The following is a 17,158-nucleotide window of genomic DNA, read 5'->3' as shown; positions in this document are numbered from 1 at the left end:
CTGATCGTCGAGGACTTCGAGCGGCTCGTCGGCTGGATCGACCAGCACCTCGCCCAGCAGACAGGAGGTGAGTGACCGTGGCCGAGCGCCTCACGTTCACCCTCAGCGGCCGCGACGAACTCTCACGCGTCCTCGGCCACGCCGGGGACTCCGCCGACCGGCTGCGCCGCCAGATGACCGACGCCGCTGACGGCAGCGGGCAGGCCCTCCTCACACTCACGCGGGACGGCAGCGGCTTCCTGCGCGACCTTGAGGGCAACTTCCTCGACGCGGGGGACGCCGCCGCCCTGATGGCGCACGGAACCGACCGAGCAGCGCGCTCCACCGCCGAGTGGGGAGACGCCGCCCGCGAGGCCGGCATCGCTGGGGAAGCCCTGAAGAAGAGCCTCATCAGCCTCGCCCCCGCCGCCATCCCGGCGGCCGCGTCGTTGGCACCGATCGCGCCCGCCGTACTGGCCGGGGCCGCGGCGGCGGGCGTCTACATGCTGGCGATCGGCAGGCAGGTCGCCGCGCTCGGCGAGGCGACGAAGGCGGAGCAGAAGTACAGGGACGCCGTCGAGGAGTCCGGCGCCCAGTCCGAGGACGCGATCAAGGCGCAGGCCGCCTACGCGAAACAGATGGCCAAGCTGCCCCCGGAGACCCGCGAGGCAGCCGCCGCGCTGTCCGTGTTCACGGACGAGTACCAGGAGTGGTCGGACTCCTTGGCCAAGGACACGATGGGCCCAGTGGTCAAGGGCCTGGCCGTGATGCAGGGCATCCTGCCGAAGCTGACGCCGATGGTGAAGGGGTTCGCCGGGCAGCTGGACCGTACCGTCACGCTGGCTGCCGGCGGGGTCGCCAGCCCGGGGTTCGACGCCTTCGCCAAGCGGATGGGTGTCTTCTCCACCGGGGTGATGGCGAGCGTCAACGACTCGCTCGTGACGTTCCTGCGGACGCTGGACACTGACGAGGTCGGGCAGGGCGTGGGCGAGTTCCTCAACTGGGCGAGGCAGCAGGGCCCAGTCGTCGGGGACATTCTGCGGAACCTGGGCGAGACGCTGCTCAACGTGCTGGACGCAGCGGCCGACATGGGCGTCGGCATGCTCCAGGTCGTGGCTGTCCTCGCGAAGCTGGTCGCGGCGGTGCCGCCGGAAATGATCGCGACGCTGCTGCAGCTGGCTGTCGCAATCAAGATCGTTAACCTGGCGGTGGCCGGATCGGTGGCGGCGCGGACGGCGATGGCCGCGTTCGGTACGCAGATCATGGCGATGCGGACGGCAGCGGCCGCTGCGCCGGGCCCGCTCGCGGCGGCTGGGGCCGCGATCACCGGCCTGTCCCGGACGGCGAAGATCGCCCTGGCGGGTACGGGGATCGGCCTGCTGATCATCGCCCTGTCCGAGCTGTCGGCCGGGGCGGAGAAAGCTCCGCCGGATGTCGACAAGCTGACGGGGTCGCTCAAGCAGCTCGGCGCTACGGGCAAGGTCACGGGCGAGGCGGCGAAGGCGTTCGGGCAGGATTTCGGCGGGCTCTACGACAAGGTTCGCTCCCTCACCGACCCGTCGACCGCGGACGACATCCAGCAGTTCATCGTTTCTCTGGGCGGCCTGGCGACATGGGATTCGACTCCGGTCAAGCAGGCCAAGGAGAATGTCGACGCCATCGACAAGGCGCTGGCCAGCCTGGTGTCGAGCGGGAACTCGGATCTCGCTGCCGCGGCCGCGAAGCGGATGGCTGCCGAGTACGCCAAGTCCGGTCGCAGCGCTGGCGAGTTCACCGGTCAGCTCGACGACTACGAGAACGCGATCGCCAACGCCCGGTTTGAGCAGGAGCTCGCGGCCGAGGCGATGGGCTTGTTCGGTCAGCAGGCCTTGCAGACGAAGCAGAAGCTCGACGCCCAGAAGACCAGCGCCGACGGGCTGAGGCAGGCGATCGTCGCACTCAACGACGTGAACCGGCAGGGCATCTCCGCGCAGATCGGGTTCGAGCAGGCCGTCGACGACGGCACCGAGGCAGCGAAGAAGTACAAGAACATCTGGGCGTCGACGGGCGGGCAGCTCGACGTCACCACCGAGAAGGGCCGGACTGCGGCGACGTCGCTGAACAACCTGGCGGCGAAGACCGACGAAGCAGCGTCGGCGGCGCGGGAGTCCGGGGCGTCGTGGACGACGGTCAACGGGATCTACGAGCGGGGCCGGCAGCAGCTCATCAAGAACGCCATGCAGATGGGCCTCAACAAGGACGCGGCCCGGCGGCTCGCGGACCAGATCCTGAAGACCCCGGACAAGACCGCCCGGCTGAAGGGCAACCTGGAGGATCTGGAGGCCAAACTCCGTACGGCGAAGGACAAGCTGGGCAAGGTCCCGGACTCCAACAAGGCCAAGGTCCGGGCGGATATCTCTCAGCTTGAAGCCCAGATCAGGAAGGCCAAGGGGGAGATCGCCTCGGTCAAGGGCAAGACCGTTTCGGTCATGATCGAGTACCGGACGAAGAACTCTCCCGCGTCCGACTTCGCCAAGAGCATCGGCGGCTACGCCGGTGGCGGTAACCCGCGCGCCGGCGAGTGGGCGTGGGTCGGTGAAGAGGGCCCGGAGCTGGTGCAGTTCCGGCAGCCCGGGACCAAGGTGTACGACCACCAGTCCTCGATGGGAATGGTGGGTGGCTTTGGCGCCACGCAGGGGACCGCTGGCTTCGGCGTTACCCCCTTCCCGTCCCCCCTTGCGGCGGCGCCGGGCCGGGCGGTGCCGGTGCAGATGGTCCGGGGTGGCGACACCTTCAACATCACGGTGAAGGAGGCGTCTGATCCGGTGGGTACGGCGAAGGCGATTCAGACCCGGCTGCTCAGGCTGAAGCGGGTCAACGGTGGCAACAACACGGGGACGGGATGACGACGACACGGCTCACGGTCCAGTGCGGTTTCGGCTACGTGCCGACCGCACTGGACATCACCTGGACGGACATCACCCAGTTCGTGGCGCTCTCCGACGACGACGGCCCACGCATCACCCGGGGCGCGGCGGACGAGCTGTCCGAGACCCAGACGGGGACGCTGACGCTGGACCTGACCAACGCCGACGGCCGGTTCACCCCGGGTGCGGCGTCGTCTCCGTACTACCCGAACGTGCGGCGCAACTGCCCGATCCGCGTGTTCACGACCGTGCTCGGCGGGATCAACTTCCTGAGCGAGCCGGGGTTCGAGGTGTCGGACAACGGGTGGGATCCGCCCGAGGGGCTGGAGCCGGACCTCGCCACGATCGACACCGCCCACGTGAAGTCGGGGACGTTCGCGTTCAAGGTCGGGTGGACGGACTCCGGTACGGGCGGGGTGATGCAGTGCCCGCTGTACGGGCTGACGATCGGCCGCCCGTACACCGCGTCCGTGTACGTGTGGGTTCCGGCAGGGGACCCGGCGGTACGCCTCGACATCGACGGGACGACGGTCGGTACCGCGTCCACGCTGAACGATCAGTGGCAGCGGATCACTGTCACGTGGACGACGAGCGCCGCCTCGCACATGCTGCGGATCACCACCAACACCACGTCCCCGACGATCGGGGATCTGGTGTGGATGGACGAGGCGCAGGTCGAGGAAGGCTCCAGCGCCACCACGTGGTCTGGCACTGCGGCGACGCATCACGCGCGGTACTTCGGGATGGTCACGTCCTGGCCGATGGGCTGGGAAGGCCTGCACTCGGTGTCCAAGGTGACCGCGTCGGACATGCTGAAGTGGCCGAGTAGGCGGCCGGCCCTGGGGCCGATGCTCGTCGAGGAGGTCCAGGGCGACGAGGCCAAGCTGTACTACCCGCTGTCCGAACCGGAGTCGAGCACGACGGCCGGGGACCAGTCTGGCTACTCCCGCCCGTCGCTCGCGATCGGCCAGTCCGGCAGCGGCGGGACGCTCACGTTCGGGCAGGGCATCGGCCCGCCGTCCGACGGCCTGTCCACCCCGGTCCTCACCCCGGTGAACGCGACCAACGGGAAGTACCTGCGGTGCTTCGTCGATCCGATGCTCACGTCCAGCGGATCGACCGGCACCCCGATTCCCGGCGACCTGATCCTGGAGGCGTGGTTCTCCACCTCGACGTCCGGCCGCGTGCTCATGGCCTGGTCGCTCGGCGCGGTCACCGCTTTCGACTCGGTGCTCTCGTTCAAGCTGGAGTCGGGCACGGGGCAGCTCCAGGTTCTGGAGACATTCCCCATCGGCACCACCACCTACACGATCGGCACGCCGAACCTCGCGGACGGCAACGTGCACCATCTGGTGTGGGACGAGGCGGGGCACGACGTGTGGGTCGACGGAGTGCAATACGCCGTCGCCACCACCACGTGGCAGGACCTCGCGGTCCTCACCGTCGGCGCCAACTCCACGGGCACTGACCTGTGGTCCGGCGCGATCAGCCACGTCGCGGCCTACGTCGCCCTCAGCGGCCTGCCGGCCGTGTCTGCGATCGTCGACCACTACGGCGCCGGGATGACCGGGCACGAGGGTGAGGACTCGTGGGACCGTATGGTCCGCCTCGCCTCCTACGCGAAGATCACCGGTGTTTTGCCGTTCGGCGCCTACAGCGCGGTCGCCTCTCAGGGCCAGCTCGGCTCCAGCCCGCTGTCCCACATGCGGGACGTCGAGCGGACCGAGGGCGGCAAGCTCTTCGCCGACCGGGCGTCCGCGCAGTTGGTGTTCCAGAGTCGGAGCGTCCGGTACAACCCGGCCGTCACCGCCACTGTCGCGTATGCCGACCTGGAGACCGAGGACGTCGAGTTCTCTGACGACGACCAGAAGCTGGTGAACCTGATCCGCGCGTCGCGGCCGGGCGGTGCCGAGCAGCGGATCCAGTCGGCCGAGTCGATCGCCGCCTACGGGACCTACGAGCAGCCGCTCGAAGTTCTCAAGGTGACCGACGACGCAGTGATCGATGCGGCCACGTGGTCGATCGTCCGGTACGCCGACCCGCAACCCGAGATGCGGCAGCTCCCCGTGGAGGCCGCGACCCTTCCGACCGCCACCTACCGGGACCTCCTCGACGCGGACATCTCGTCCGTCATCGCCGTCACCAGCCTCCCCGACGAGGCCATGTCGTCCAGCGTCACGGTGACCGTCGAGGGCTACACGGAGCAGATCCTCGAAGGCCGGCACCCCCTGAACTTCCACGTCAGCCGGTCCGACATCGACGCCGTGTGGGTCCTGGACGACCCGACCTACAGCGTCCTGAACACCTCCACCCGCCTGGCTTATTGAGAGGACCCTCATGCGTGTTCCCCGTCCGGTCACCCGGGCCGAGGACCTCTACCTGCCCCCGCCCCACCTGCCCGCCGACGCGTGGGCGCTGGTCCCGCCAGCCGAGCGGGTGGTGCGCTGGTACGAGGAGCGGCAGCAGCGCCGCATCCTCGTCGCGAAGGGACTACTGCTGCTCGCCGGGCGACTGTACGCCCGGATCGACCACGGCCGATGGGTGGCGTCCTGCACGTGCATGTCCGCGCAGATCGTCACCCCGGCCGACCCGCGGATGTGGTGCGTGGAGTGCGGCACCGGCTGGTGGCAGCTCACGTTCCCCGATGACGTCGAGGCGGCGGAGCAGGGGGTCGCCCTGCTGCCCGTCGGCGAGCGGAACTGGTGGCACCCCGACGACCCCGTGCGCCCTGCCGAGCCCGAGCCGGAAGAGCCGCCCGCCCCTGAGAACCCGGAGGTCTGACGATGGTGGCTACCCCCCGCACGTGGGTCGTCGGCGAAGTCGTGACCGCGGCCTACATGAACGCTGAGATCAAGGACCAGTTCACCGACCTCATCGCCCCGTGGGTCTCCTACACCCCGGCCTGGACGTCGACCGGCACTGCGCCGGCTATCGGCAACGGGACCTTGGCCGGCAGGTACAAGCTCGTCGGGAAAACCTGCCATGTGGTGTTCGGGCAGACCATGGGCACGACCACCACGTTCGGCACCAGCGTGTACGGGTGGAGCTTGCCGTTCACGGCCGCCAATCCCGGCGGCACCGATGCCAACTTCGGCTGGTCTGGCGCGGCCCGCGGGCATGCAGGCAACTGGTACAACGGCTCGGCGTTCGTCCTGAAGAACACCGCCGTCGCGCGGATCTACCCGCACAAGGAGACGCCGAACACGGAGTGGGGCGCGCTCGTGCCGACTACCTGGGCGGCCGCGTCCACCAACTACCTGCATGGGGCCATCACCTACGAGATCGCCTGACCCGCCCCACAACCCGCACGCCCCGCGCCGCCGGCCGGGGCCTTCCTGCTTTCTGGAGGTCTCATGGCCTGGTACCCGGGCGCGACCCGGTACGAGCTTCAGCCGGAGTCGGACGACCAGCCGGCGATCCGGCCGACGCAGCTCATCGTCCACTCGATCATCGCGCCGTGGACGGCCCGCCGCACCTTCGAGTTCTGGCGCGACTCCACCAACCTCGAAAGCCACTTCGGCCTGGGGTACGCGGGCGACCTCGCCCAGTACATCGGCACGCAGACCCGCGCCGACGCCAACTACAGGGCCAACCTGCGGCCGGACGGTACGGGGGCGGTGTCGGTCGAGACCGCGTCCAACACGAGCGGCACGGACCCGTGGACGGCCGAGCAGGTCGAGGAGCTGATCAAGATCGGGGTGTGGCTCCACAAGGAGCACGGCATCCCGCTGCGGATCTGCCGCACCCACGACGACCCCGGGTTCGGCTACCACCGGCTCCACGCCGAGTGGGCGAAGGACGGGACCGCGTGCCCCGGCAACGCCCGCGTGAAGCAGTTCAACGAGGTCGTGTTCCCGGGCATCGTCGCCCGCGCCAACGGCCAGACCACGCCCCCCGAGGAGGACGACGACATGCCCATCTCCGACGACGACCTGAAGCGCATCGCCCGCGCTGTCGCCAGCTACCAGAACACGGCGGTCGAGCCGTCCCGCGACGTGTACCAGATCCAGCGTGACGCCTCGTCCTTCGCGAAGCAGGCGGCCGAGCAGACCAAGGGTCTGTCCGCGACCGGCCTCACCGAAGCCCAGCTCGACAAGCTCGCCGACCGGGTAGCGGACAAGCTCGCCGCCCGCCTCGCCAACTGAACGGAGACCCCTGATGTCCGATGCTGCGAAGCGCACCGCGCGCACAGTCCTCCAGTCCGCCGTCGCGCTCGCCGTGGTCCTGCCCGCGATCGTCGACGCCGCCGACATCCCGGCCACGCTGCCGTGGGTCGCCGGCGCCCTGGCCGCTGCGGGTGCCCTCACGCGCGTGATGGCCCTGCCCGGGGTGCAGCGGCTCCTCCCGGGCTGGCTCCGCACCGATGAGCCGGCGGCCCGCGGGTGACGCCGACCGAGTCGGGGCAGGTGGTCTTGGAACTGGAACGGCTACGCGGAACGGTCGAGACGGGGTTCGCCCGGGTGGATGGGCAGCTCGCCCTCCTGGTGCAGCGGAGCGACCAGACCGACAAGCAGCTCGACGACCACGACAAGCGCCTCGACGCTCTGGAGAAGGCCCGTTGGCCGCTGCCGTCGATCGCTGCCATCACGGCGTGTGCTGCGCTCGGCCTGACCTTGTACGAGATCGCCGCGCGCTGAACCTGCTGCGGGGTAGCTCAACGGGCACAGAGCAGCCGATTCATACCCGGTTCAGACGTTGGTTCGATTCCGGCCCCCGCAGCACGACGCCCTCTCTCGCCTTCGGGCGGGAGGGGGCGATTTCTTGCGCTCGGGGCAAGGCCGCCCCATCCGGGCTATGCGCCCGGCTCAGGTGCCGCCGCGTGGATGAGCTGACGCAGCGCCCCGTAGTACACCTCGTGGTCCACCACCGCCGGCACGATGGCCGAGAGATGCCCGGCAAGCAGAGGAAACTCGTCGGGGTCGAGGCTGGCCAGGGCAACCCGAGTCGCCGCCTGCGCGCTCTTCGGGTCCCGGTGGTCGACGAAGCTCGCGCTGCCCAACGTCAGCAGGTACATGCGCCGGTAGGCGACGATGGCCTCCTCGGGCGTCATTCCGGCCGCGATGTTGTGGGCGAGCTGCGGCTCCACCAGGCGCTTGAGCAGCTGCGCGCTGAGCCAGGGGCGGGCGCCGCGGAGCGCAACGAGGCCAGGATGATCCGTGAGCAGCTTGTAGAGAGCACGGAAGCGCTGTTCTGTTGCGGCTGCCCACTCAGTGCTGGCCGGGATGTCCGGCAGCTGGGCGGCGAGGTAGTCGGTGCACATGTCCAGTAGCCCCGCCATATCGGTGCAGCGGCGCTGAAGGGTGGCGTGGGCAATGTCCAAGCGTGCAGCCAGCGTGCGGAAGCTCAGAGCGCCGGGCCCCTGCTGATTGACGATCAGCAGGGCCGTCTCGGCGATGAGTTCGGGAGATGTGGGAACGGATTGCCTCGGCATGAGAGTCAGCGTACGGTACATCGTATCGGTCACGCTAGGCTCATCTCTCCTCACTCGGAGGCGGCATGTCCCGCACCACCGTCGACCCCCTCTTCAGCACCGCGTCCGCCGCGGCTTTCACCGAGCGCCACCTGGCCCGTCTCACCTCCGGAGCGCTCGCCGCAGTACGCGTTCCCAACTTCCTCAGCACCCCCTCATGCGAGGCCGCGATGGCGGCGCTGGGCCGGCTCCCCACGGCAGACTACGACCGCAGCCGGGTACCGACGCCGATCGTTCGGTTCGGCCCCGCCCTCAACGACTACCGGCAGCCCGACGGCAGCCTGGACGCCGCCCGGTACTGGACCGACGCCGAAGCCGCGCGGGCGGCCTGGCACCAGGCCGGCATGAGGCCCGACCCGATCGCGGTCTCCCTGGCCCGGCTCGGCTCCGCGTGGGGCGCGGCAGTCGCACCCGCCACCATCGGTGGCCGTCCCGTCTTCGGTGGCACGCTGCGCGAGATCAACTCCGGCGCGCTCATCCACTACGACGACATCAACCGCGAGTTCCCCAACGGCCTGTTCGACCAGGAGACCGTCGGCCAGCTGGCGTTCAACGTCTGGGTGGCTGCCCCGAAGACAGGCGGAATGACCACGGTGTGGCGACACCGCTGGGAGCCGACCGACGAGCAGCACCGCGAGGCATACGGCTACACACCCCACACCGTCGCACACAGCCAGTCCGTCTCAGTAACCCCGGAACTCGGCGATGCGCTGCTGTTCAACCCGGCCAACTTCCACGCCGTCGAACCCAACCCCAGCGGCCGACGGATCGCGTTCGCGTTCTTCCTCGCTCTCACCACCACCGGCCAACTCATCGCCTGGTCCTGACCACCTCTCAAGAGGAGTACCTCGTGCACCAGCTCACGTACGGCGACATCAAAGCCGCAGCCGACCGGATCGCCGGACGTATCCGCCCGATCACCATCGCCCCCGTCGACCCCGGGGCGATCCGCACCGCCCACCGGGACCCCCTCGACGACCGCGAGCCCGAACCGTCTCAGGTGTGGCTGGCGCTGGAGTTCATGCAACACACCGGCTCCTTCAAGGCCCGCGGCGCCCAGAACTTCATCCAGGCCCATCGCGAGGCGGGCACCTTGCCGGACGCCGGAGTGACCATCGCATCCGGAGGCAACGCCGGCCTGGCGTGCGCCTGGGCCGCCCAGCAGCAGGGTGTTCGGGCCACCGTGTTCCTGCCGGAGACCGCGCCGCAGGTCAAGGTCGCCAAGTTGCGCGCCTACGGCGCGGACGTCCGTCTCGTCGGATCCGAGTACGCCGACGCCCTGGCCGCCTGCGAGACCTTCGCCGCAACCACCGGAGCGCTCCCTTCCCACGCCTACGACCATCCCCTCATCGCCGCCGGAGCCGGGACGCTCCTGGAGGAGATCCACCAGCGCATCCCCGGCCTCGACACCGTGGTCGTGGCGGTCGGTGGCGGCGGCCTCTTCGCCGGGATCGCCACCGCCGCCCAGCATCACGGCATCCGCGCGGTCGCGGTCGAGCCGGAGAACTGCCGCGCTCTCAACGCCGCCATCGAGGCGGGGCACTCGGTCGACGTCACCGTCGACTCGATCGCCGCCGACTCCCTCGGTGCCCGCCGCACCTCCTCCATGGCTCTGCACGCTGCCCAGCAGGACAACGTGACCTCCGTGATCGTGCCCGACTCCGAGATCCTTCGAGCCCGCCAGGCCCTCTGGGACCACCGGCGGGTGGCCGTCGAGCACGGGGCCGCCACCGCGCTCGCCGCACTCACGTCCCCGCCGCACCACCGTGCCGACCGCGGCCTTCCGTCCAGCCGCACGACAACGAGCCGCAGCTACTGCCCCGGCAACGGCGAGCGGGTCGCCGTGGTTCTCTGCGGCGCGAACACCGACCCCAGCGACCTCGTACTCGGGCCTGACGAGCGCTGACAGGGGAGGAAGCGTGTCGCGGACCATCATCCGGCCGGCGGAGTGGACGATCGGCGCAGACCGCGAGGAGCCTGGGCCCCCGGCGCGGTTCGTCACGTGCAAGGGCTGCGATGCCAGGTCGGAGCCCAGTACCACCCAGGCCGACACCGACGCGTGGGCGCTGAAGCACACGGGCGAGACCGGCCACCGGACGTACCGGGAGTTCGCAGCCGCGCACCTGCGCGCGTACCCGGCGCCGGGCAACCCGCATGCCCGGGCAGGGGAGGGCTCGTGAAGGTCTGTTCGTGGTGTGACCAGCCGATCCACGGCAAGGCTGTGCAGCTCGGCGACGACGCGGGCAGTGGCGTGCACCTGCCCGCCTACTGGCACGCCGACCGAGCGGAGTGCGGGCCTCGCAGGCGACTGCTGCCAGGCCCGGACGATGGGATCCTGTCGCCCCTCCAGTCGCAGCTGCGCCGCGTCGCCGTTCCGCGTCGCCCATGATCTCCCGTGCGTCCGTGGTCACGGCGGACCACGGGCGAGTGGGGCACGACGGCCCCGGCCGGGTCCGTTCCCCGGCCGGGGCCTCCACTTCAACCCCCTTGGAGGCGCCGTGAGTCAGTACGACGAGTACCAGGAGTACACGGATCGGAAGGCAGCGGGCGGCGGCCAGCGGAAGCACGCCGCAGGCAGCTCTTCGGGTAAGCACGCGAAGGCCGGCGGCAGCTCCGGGGGTTCCGACGGCGACAGCTGCATGGTGGTCGCGCCGATCCCCGCGATCGGTCTCGGCCTCTTATGCCTCGCGGCGCATACCCTGGTGCGGCAGTCCGGACGAAGGGCACGAGCATGAAGACGATGACGCGCGTGGCACGACGCCTCCACTGGGGCCAGCCCGCCTGCACCTGCGGCGACCCGAAGTGTCAGCAGCTCGACTACGAGGTCCTCGGCATGCCGACATGGCTGCTCTCCCTCGGCCTGGTCCTGGCGGCCGCGGTCGGCATGCTCGCGTACACCGCCGCCAACCGACTCTGAGCCCGGCACGCTCCGCCCCGGTAGACCGGTGCCCCCGGTCGGCCGGGGCATTTTCACGTCGCCTTCGATTCGAAGGGCCACGGGCACAGCGCCGCCAGCCCCTCACGGAGGTCGGCGTTGCCGCAGGTCAGGGCGCTGCGAACCCTCAGCGGCGGCGGCGCCTCGCACGGCCCTTGGCCTCCCTGAAATAGGGGTGTCTTGACCATAGGTTGGGGTTGCCCGAGCCCGTGCCCCCGGAGATCAGGTACGAGACCCTGGCCTCGATCAGGGCGCGCAGGATCCGCTCCCCGCCGGGCGGAACGGTGCCCGCTTCGGTCAACTCCCCCACGGAGAAGGCCCGGGGCCGCACCACACGCAGCGAGAGACACGTCGATCCGACCGACACCGGCGGCAGCACGGCGTGCATCCGCGTCCCGTCCGGGAGCCGGGCGTCCACCCAGGGCCGGGCGTCGTCCAGGCGCCGTCCGGCAACCGCCGCGAGCCGCTGCGCCAGCCGGCGCACGGCCGGGGCGTCCGCGAAGCGGACCCCGGTCAGTTCGAGACCGGCGCCCCGGTCGACCCAGACCCGGTCGGGGGCGGAGACCAGCACATCGGTGACGTCGGGATCGGCGAGCAGAGCTTCCAGCGGTCCGGTGCCGACCAGCTCGCTCCGCAACGCCTCGGCCGCGCCCAGGACTTCCGCGTCGCCCAGGAGCCGCCCCTGGGCCCGCAGCGCCGCCGCGACCCTGGCCGGTGTCGGCTCGGCCCCGCTCTCGGCGAGCCGCTGCCGTACGGCCTCCAGGAGCCCCGCGCCGCCGCCGTCCGTCATGGCGCTCATGAGACGGCCTCCGGGGCGAGCACGCGCTCCCAGAAGGCTGCGCTGAACCGGCCGAGCGGGCCACGCGCCTCGCCGCCCGGCGGCGCCCCGGTGTCGAGGGCGGCCAGGAGGCCGGGATCGTGCGGGAGTTCCCCGGCGAGCGGCAGGCCCAGGGTGTCCGCGACCCACTGCTCGTCGATCCCGGGCGCGTACGGTCCGCGCACCACGGCCCGCAGATCGCTCAGCGTCAGGCCCGCCAATGTGGCGACCCGGTGTGCGGCGGCGACGGCCCGCAACTCGCCCGGGACGACGAGGAGTCCGAGGTCCAGTTGGGCCAGCGCCTCGGTTACCGCCTCGTCGATCCGGCGGGGCAGGTCCACGACGACGATGCCGCCCCTCCTGCGCGCCGCCGCGAGCACCGCCCGCATGGCCTCGGCCGGCACGAGGACCTCGTCGCCCCGGTCCCAGCTGAGCACCCGCAGCCCGCGCACCGAAGGCAGCGACTCCTCCAGGGCTCCGCCGCCGACGCGCCCTTTGGAGGCGACGAAATCGGGCCACCGCCTGCCTTCGGCCCGTTCCCCGCCGAGCAGGACGTCGAGCCCGCCGCCGAGCGGGTCGCCGTCCACGAGCAGGGTGCGCCGACCGGTCCTGGCGGCGGCCAGCGCGAGCGCGCACGCCAGTGTGGAGGCGCCGGCTCCGCCGCGTCCGCCGATGACCCCGACGGTCAACGCCTGGCGGCCCGCGCCCTCGGCCGCGTCGGCGATCCGGTCGACGAGCCAGCTCTCGGCGTCCGGCAGCCGCAGCACGCAGTCGGCGCCGATCTCCACCGCCTGCCGCCACACCTCGGGGTCGTCGAGGCCGCCGCGGTCCCGGCCGACCAGGATCACCCCCTCCCGGCGCGCCGCCCCACGGCAGCGCGCCGCCGCGTCGTCGCCGACCAGGACGAGCGGGGCGTCGGCCCAGCTCGCGCGGTGCTCCGGCACCGTGTGGTGCACCTCGGGCTCCGCCCCCGCGGCGGCACACAGCCGCAGCAGGTCGTCGAGAAGCGCGAGGTCCTCGGTCACGATCAAGGGCCGGGGCGCGCGACGGGCCTCCTCGCCCTCCGGTCGCCGGAACGAGCCCCCGATCCGCCCGCCCCGCCCGTCCGGCCCGTCCTGCCGACCGCCCGGCGGTCCACCGAGCCACCCGTCCCGCCGACCGCCCGGCGGGCCGCCCAGCCGGCCGTCTCCCCACCCGTCCCGCGCCCGGGTCACTCGGGCGGGCCCCGCCGCCCCCGAAGTCACCGTTGTCGTTCCGAAAGTCATGGTTCCCGCCACGGCACATGCCCCCTGTCCATGCGATCCCGTCCGCGCCCGTCGCGCGGCCGAGATCCGTGATTCCTTCCGTCCGCGGAGTTCGCGGTGGGAATCACCGTGGCGCCATCCCGGAAATCGTGTGGATCTTGCTCAAAAGCTGTGGATAACTCCGCCGTTGTGAATATCCCCGTGCCCCATACCGGGGATGCCCGGAGAGCAGCACAGCCACTACGCTGAGTGACGAAACGAGGGCATCACGCCGCCGCGGCCAACCGGCCGCCGAGAGGGGGAGAGATGAGGATCCGAGGGATGAAAACGCGTCCGGACATGCGACGACCCCCGCCGGGGGGGAGAGCGGGGGTCGTCTCTCCGGCCGACTCGGGGGGGGAGGAGCCGGACCGGGTTAGCACGGTCGCGAACGATCCGTGACTTCCATGGTGTACCCGAGAGCCTTCTCAGGCAAACCCACACGCTCGAGCGTACGCCGAATGGCGGGCACCTATGCTCGGCTCGTGGAAAACCACTCGATGCCGCGCACAGCCGCCTTCTTTGACCTGGACAAGACGGTCATTGCGAAGTCCTCGACGCTGACCTTCAGCAAGTCCTTCTACCAAGGCGGACTGATCAACCGCCGCGCCGTCCTGCGGACGGCCTACATCCAGTTCGTCTTCCTCGTGGGCGGCGCCGACCACGATCAGATGGAGCGGATGCGCGAATACCTTTCCGCGCTCTGCAAAGGCTGGAACGTCGCGCAGGTCAAGGAGCTTGTCGCCGAGACCCTGCACGAGCTGATCGACCCGATCATCTACGACGAGGCCGCGTCCCTCATCGAGGAGCATCACGCCGCCGGCCGGGACGTCGTGATCGTCTCGACCTCGGGCGCCGAGGTGGTCGAGCCGATCGGCGAGATGCTCGGCGCCGACCGGGTCGTCGCCACGCGGATGGTCGTCGGCGACGACGGCTGCTTCACCGGCGAGGTGGAGTACTACGCCTACGGGCCCACCAAGGCGGAGGCGATCCGGGAGCTCGCGGAGTCGGAGGGGTACGACCTCTCACGGTGTTACGCGTACAGCGACTCGGCCACCGACGTACCGATGCTGGAGTCCGTGGGTCACCCCTACGCGGTCAACCCCGACCGGACGCTCCGCCGCGAGGCGACCGCCCGGGACTGGCCGATCCTGGCGTTCGAGAAGCCGGTCCGGCTCAAGCAGCGGCTGCCGGCGTTCCGGATGCCGCCGCGCCCCGCCCTCCTGGCCGCGGCCGCCGTGGGCGCGGCCGCCGCGACGGCCGGACTGGTCTGGTACGCCAACCGTCGGCGCCACGCCACCCTTGCCGATCGCTTTGCCCGGATTTGAGGCGAAAGTAAAGAAGTGGAGCCAGGACTTTCGCTTCCCACCCGACAGGAGTAGAAAGGAATCAGGCCCGCGAGACCTAGGACATCCGAGAGGATCACCTGTTGAGCAAGAAGGCCCCACGGACCACGCACAGAAACTGAGCACCCACGCGACGTCGACCCGTCGATTACGGGCCAGCCGCACCAGGCGATGGGCAAAGTTCCCCGCTTGATGGGCACATATCGAGGACGCTTGGTAACTCGGCAGACGTGCCAGCGGCGGTACCAGGACTGGTACCGCCGCAACCCTGTGTACGGGTGGTTTCCGGGGGTGGGACCTCAGGCCGCGCCGCGCTGGAGCGCCTCGCAGACCGCCGTCGACTCCCGGACCCCCAGTTCAACGGCCCGCCCGCAGTGGGCGATCCAGGCAGCCATGCCCTCCGGCGTCCCCGACAGGTACCCCTCGAACGCGGCGACGTACGCCGCCCGCCCCTGCTCGGCGTGACCGACCTCGGCCGGGCAGATCGACTTGGGGTCGAGCCCGCTGCCGATCAGCACGATCCGCTCCGCGGCCCGGGCGATCAGCCCGTTGTACGAGGTGAAGGGGCGCAGTGCGAGCAGCTCGCCGTGCACCACGGCCGCGGTCACCAGCGCCGGGGCCGTACCGCCCGCGATGATCAGCTCGGAGAGCCCGTCCAGCCGCCCCGCGACCTCCGCCGGGTCCGGCAGCGGCGCCTCGATCAGCGGCTCTTCGACCGCCTCGCCGAGCTGCCGGGGCCTGCCGACCGTGTCGTCGGCCTCGCCGCGGGCCGCTGCGAGCGCCGCGTCGCCGACCGCGACCAGGTGCAGCCGGGCGAGCACCCGTAGCGGCGACTGGCGCCAGATGGAGAGCAGCTGGCCCGCCTCGGCGCCCAGCCGCAGGGCCGCGCCCACCGTCCGCGCCTCGCTCTCCCCGCCGAAGTCGGTGCGCCGGCGGACCTCCTCCAGCGCCCAGTCCGCGCCGGACAGCGCCGCCGAGGCGCGGGCCCCGCGCAGGGCGGCCTCGGAGGTGATCTCGTTGCTGCGGCGGCGCATCACGCGGTGTCCGTAGACCCGGTCGACGGCCTTGCGTACGGAGTCCACCGAATCGGCGACGCCCGGCAGGGAGCCGAGGGCGGCCAGGGGGTCAGAGGCGTGCGTACTCATAAGTAGGGAGGCTACGCGCCCGGGGCGGCGACCCCGGCCCGCCCCACCTTGGAGTGGTCTTCTTCACGGACCTTGACCACGTGACGCGATCGTACCGCTACGCTTCGTGAACATGAAGATCGCTTTCGTAGGGAAGGGCGGCAGCGGGAAGACCACGCTGTCCTCGCTCTTCATCCGCCACCTCGCCGCCAATGAGGCCCCCGTCGTCGCGGTGGACGCCGACATCAACCAGCACCTCGGGGCCGCGCTCGGGCTCGACGAGGCCCGAGCGTCGGCGCTGCCCGCGATGGGCGCGCATCTGCCGCTGATCAAGGAGTACCTGCGGGGCTCGAACCCGCGGATCGCCTCCGCCGACTCGATGATCAAGACGACACCGCCCGGGGAGGGTTCACGGCTGCTGGGGGTCCGCGAGGACAACCCGGTGTTCGACGCCTGCGCGCGGAGCGTGGGCCTCGACGACGGGGAGATCCGCCTGATGGCGACGGGCCCGTTCACCGAGTCGGACCTCGGGGTGGCCTGCTACCACTCCAAGGTGGGCGCGGTGGAGCTGTGCCTGAACCACCTGGTCGACGGGGCGGACGAGTACGTGGTCGTCGACATGACGGCGGGCTCGGACTCCTTCGCCTCGGGCATGTTCACCCGCTTCGACATGACGTTCCTGGTCGCCGAACCGACCCGCAAGGGGGTGTCGGTCTACCGCCAGTACAAGGAGTACGCGCGGGACTTCGGCATCGCGCTCAAGGTCGTCGGCAACAAGGTCCAGGGCCAGGACGACGTGGACTTCCTCCGTGCCGAGGTGGGCGACGACCTGCTGGTGACGGTGGGCCACTCGGACTGGGTCCGCGCGATGGAGAAGGGCCGCCCGGCCCGCTTCGAACTCCTGGAGGCGGACAACCGGATGGCGCTCCAGGCCCTCCAGGACGCGGCGGACGACTCGTACGCCCACCGCGACTGGGAGCGGTACACGCGCCAGATGGTCCACTTCCACCTGCGCAACGCGGAGAGCTGGGGCAACGCCAAGACCGGGGTCGACCTGGCGGCGCAGGTCGACCCCGGTTTCGTACTCGGCGAGCAGCTGGCGGTACCTCAACCGAGCTGAGCCGCACCGACGACCGACGGCCGGAGGCCGGCGCAGCGCGCCGAAGCCCGGGAGGCGCCCCAGGCGCCGAGCGGTGCGAGGCGTGCAGACAACAGAGGGGTCCGGGGTCGACCTGGCGGCGCAGGTCGACCCCGGTTTCGTACTCGGCGAGCAGCTGGCGGTACCTCAACCGAGCTGA

General features: G+C 70.9%; 16 protein-coding genes, 1 tRNA gene and 1 pseudogene. 14 read left to right on the top strand and 4 right to left on the bottom strand.

Translation table 11 applies throughout. The features are described 5' to 3' along the window. Nucleotides 1-77 precede the first annotated feature (77 nt). The 8 genes from Q5762_RS13795 (at nt 78) to Q5762_RS13760 (ending at nt 7,604) form a co-directional block, all read left to right on the top strand. Complete coding sequence (locus Q5762_RS13795) at nt 78-2,864, top strand: hypothetical protein (protein WP_315892350.1); 2,787 nt, start codon at nt 78-80, stop codon at nt 2,862-2,864. Continuing rightward, entirely contained in the window at nt 2,861-5,212 is a 2,352-nt protein-coding gene (locus tag Q5762_RS13790) for a hypothetical protein (protein WP_315892349.1), read from the top strand. The genes Q5762_RS13795 and Q5762_RS13790 overlap by 4 nt, the downstream gene beginning before the upstream one ends. Before the next feature lie 10 nt (nt 5,213-5,222). Then, nucleotides 5,223-5,666 (top strand): hypothetical protein, encoded by a 444-nt coding sequence (locus Q5762_RS13785; RefSeq protein WP_315892348.1) that lies wholly within the window; start codon nt 5,223-5,225, stop codon nt 5,664-5,666. 56 nt (nt 5,667-5,722) lie between these two features. Then, nucleotides 5,723-6,175 carry a hypothetical protein gene (locus Q5762_RS13780; RefSeq protein ID WP_315892347.1) on the top strand — a complete coding sequence of 151 codons (453 nt, stop codon included), beginning with the start codon at nt 5,723-5,725 and terminating at the stop codon, nt 6,173-6,175. Nucleotides 6,176-6,238: 63 nt separating this feature from the next. After that, a complete protein-coding gene (locus Q5762_RS13775) occupies nt 6,239-7,030 on the top strand; it encodes an N-acetylmuramoyl-L-alanine amidase (protein ID WP_315892346.1) in 792 nt (263 codons plus the stop codon). 13 nt (nt 7,031-7,043) lie between these two features. Continuing rightward, entirely contained in the window at nt 7,044-7,271 is a 228-nt protein-coding gene (locus tag Q5762_RS13770) for a hypothetical protein (RefSeq protein WP_315892345.1), read from the top strand. Beyond that, complete coding sequence (locus Q5762_RS13765) at nt 7,268-7,522, top strand: hypothetical protein (RefSeq protein WP_315892344.1); 255 nt, start codon at nt 7,268-7,270, stop codon at nt 7,520-7,522. Before Q5762_RS13770 ends, Q5762_RS13765 begins: the two co-directional genes overlap by 4 nt. A gap of 6 nt (nt 7,523-7,528) precedes the next feature. Then, nucleotides 7,529-7,604, top strand: a tRNA-Met gene (locus Q5762_RS13760). 73 nt (nt 7,605-7,677) lie between these two features. Here the strand turns inward: Q5762_RS13760 and Q5762_RS13755 are convergent. Then, the gene (locus Q5762_RS13755) at nt 7,678-8,349 is read right to left on the bottom strand and encodes a TetR/AcrR family transcriptional regulator C-terminal domain-containing protein (RefSeq protein WP_315892343.1); all 672 of its coding nucleotides are present in this window, start codon (nt 8,347-8,349) and stop codon (nt 7,678-7,680) included. A 32-nt stretch (nt 8,350-8,381) separates the two neighbouring features. Between Q5762_RS13755 and Q5762_RS13750 the strand changes: the two genes are divergently transcribed. From Q5762_RS13750 to Q5762_RS13735, 4 genes are all read left to right on the top strand, one after another. Beyond that, nucleotides 8,382-9,182, top strand: a complete 801-nt coding sequence (locus tag Q5762_RS13750) for a proline hydroxylase (RefSeq protein WP_315892342.1) — start codon at nt 8,382-8,384, stop codon at nt 9,180-9,182. A gap of 23 nt (nt 9,183-9,205) precedes the next feature. Continuing rightward, on the top strand, nt 9,206-10,261 hold the full coding sequence (locus Q5762_RS13745) for a threonine/serine dehydratase (protein ID WP_315892341.1): 1,056 nt from the start codon (nt 9,206-9,208) through the stop codon (nt 10,259-10,261). Nucleotides 10,262-10,274: 13 nt separating this feature from the next. Beyond that, on the top strand, nt 10,275-10,535 hold the full coding sequence (locus Q5762_RS13740) for a hypothetical protein (protein ID WP_315892340.1): 261 nt from the start codon (nt 10,275-10,277) through the stop codon (nt 10,533-10,535). Between the two features lie 569 nt (nt 10,536-11,104). After that, nucleotides 11,105-11,272: a hypothetical protein gene (locus Q5762_RS13735; RefSeq protein ID WP_315892339.1), complete on the top strand. Its 168-nt coding sequence runs from the start codon at nt 11,105-11,107 to the stop codon at nt 11,270-11,272. A gap of 205 nt (nt 11,273-11,477) precedes the next feature. On the opposite strand, the pseudogene Q5762_RS13730 reads toward Q5762_RS13735, so the two are convergent. Both Q5762_RS13730 and ssd read right to left on the bottom strand, forming a co-directional pair. Continuing rightward, a pseudogene (locus Q5762_RS13730) lies at nt 11,478-12,080 on the bottom strand (ATPase, T2SS/T4P/T4SS family); the annotation flags it as partial. A gap of 5 nt (nt 12,081-12,085) precedes the next feature. Beyond that, nucleotides 12,086-13,132 carry a septum site-determining protein Ssd gene (gene ssd, locus Q5762_RS13725; protein ID WP_399495103.1) on the bottom strand — a complete coding sequence of 349 codons (1,047 nt, stop codon included), beginning with the start codon at nt 13,130-13,132 and terminating at the stop codon, nt 12,086-12,088. A 719-nt stretch (nt 13,133-13,851) separates the two neighbouring features. Here ssd and Q5762_RS13720 point away from each other — a divergent pair. Further along, a complete protein-coding gene (locus tag Q5762_RS13720; protein ID WP_315892338.1) occupies nt 13,852-14,718 on the top strand; it encodes an HAD-IB family hydrolase in 867 nt (288 codons plus the stop codon). Nucleotides 14,719-15,035: 317 nt separating this feature from the next. Here Q5762_RS13720 and Q5762_RS13715 read toward each other — a convergent pair whose 3' ends face one another. Next, nucleotides 15,036-15,881: an oxidoreductase gene (locus tag Q5762_RS13715; RefSeq protein ID WP_315892337.1), complete on the bottom strand. Its 846-nt coding sequence runs from the start codon at nt 15,879-15,881 to the stop codon at nt 15,036-15,038. Nucleotides 15,882-15,993: 112 nt separating this feature from the next. On the opposite strand from Q5762_RS13715, the gene Q5762_RS13710 reads away from it, so the two are divergent. Next, nucleotides 15,994-16,980 (top strand): ATP-binding protein, encoded by a 987-nt coding sequence (locus Q5762_RS13710; protein WP_315892336.1) that lies wholly within the window; start codon nt 15,994-15,996, stop codon nt 16,978-16,980. Nucleotides 16,981-17,158 lie beyond the last annotated feature (178 nt).

This window comes from Streptomyces sp. P9(2023) (assembly GCF_032436795.1).
Classification (GTDB): domain Bacteria; phylum Actinomycetota; class Actinomycetes; order Streptomycetales; family Streptomycetaceae; genus Streptomyces.
This window is presented reverse-complemented; position numbering and strand designations above follow the sequence as displayed.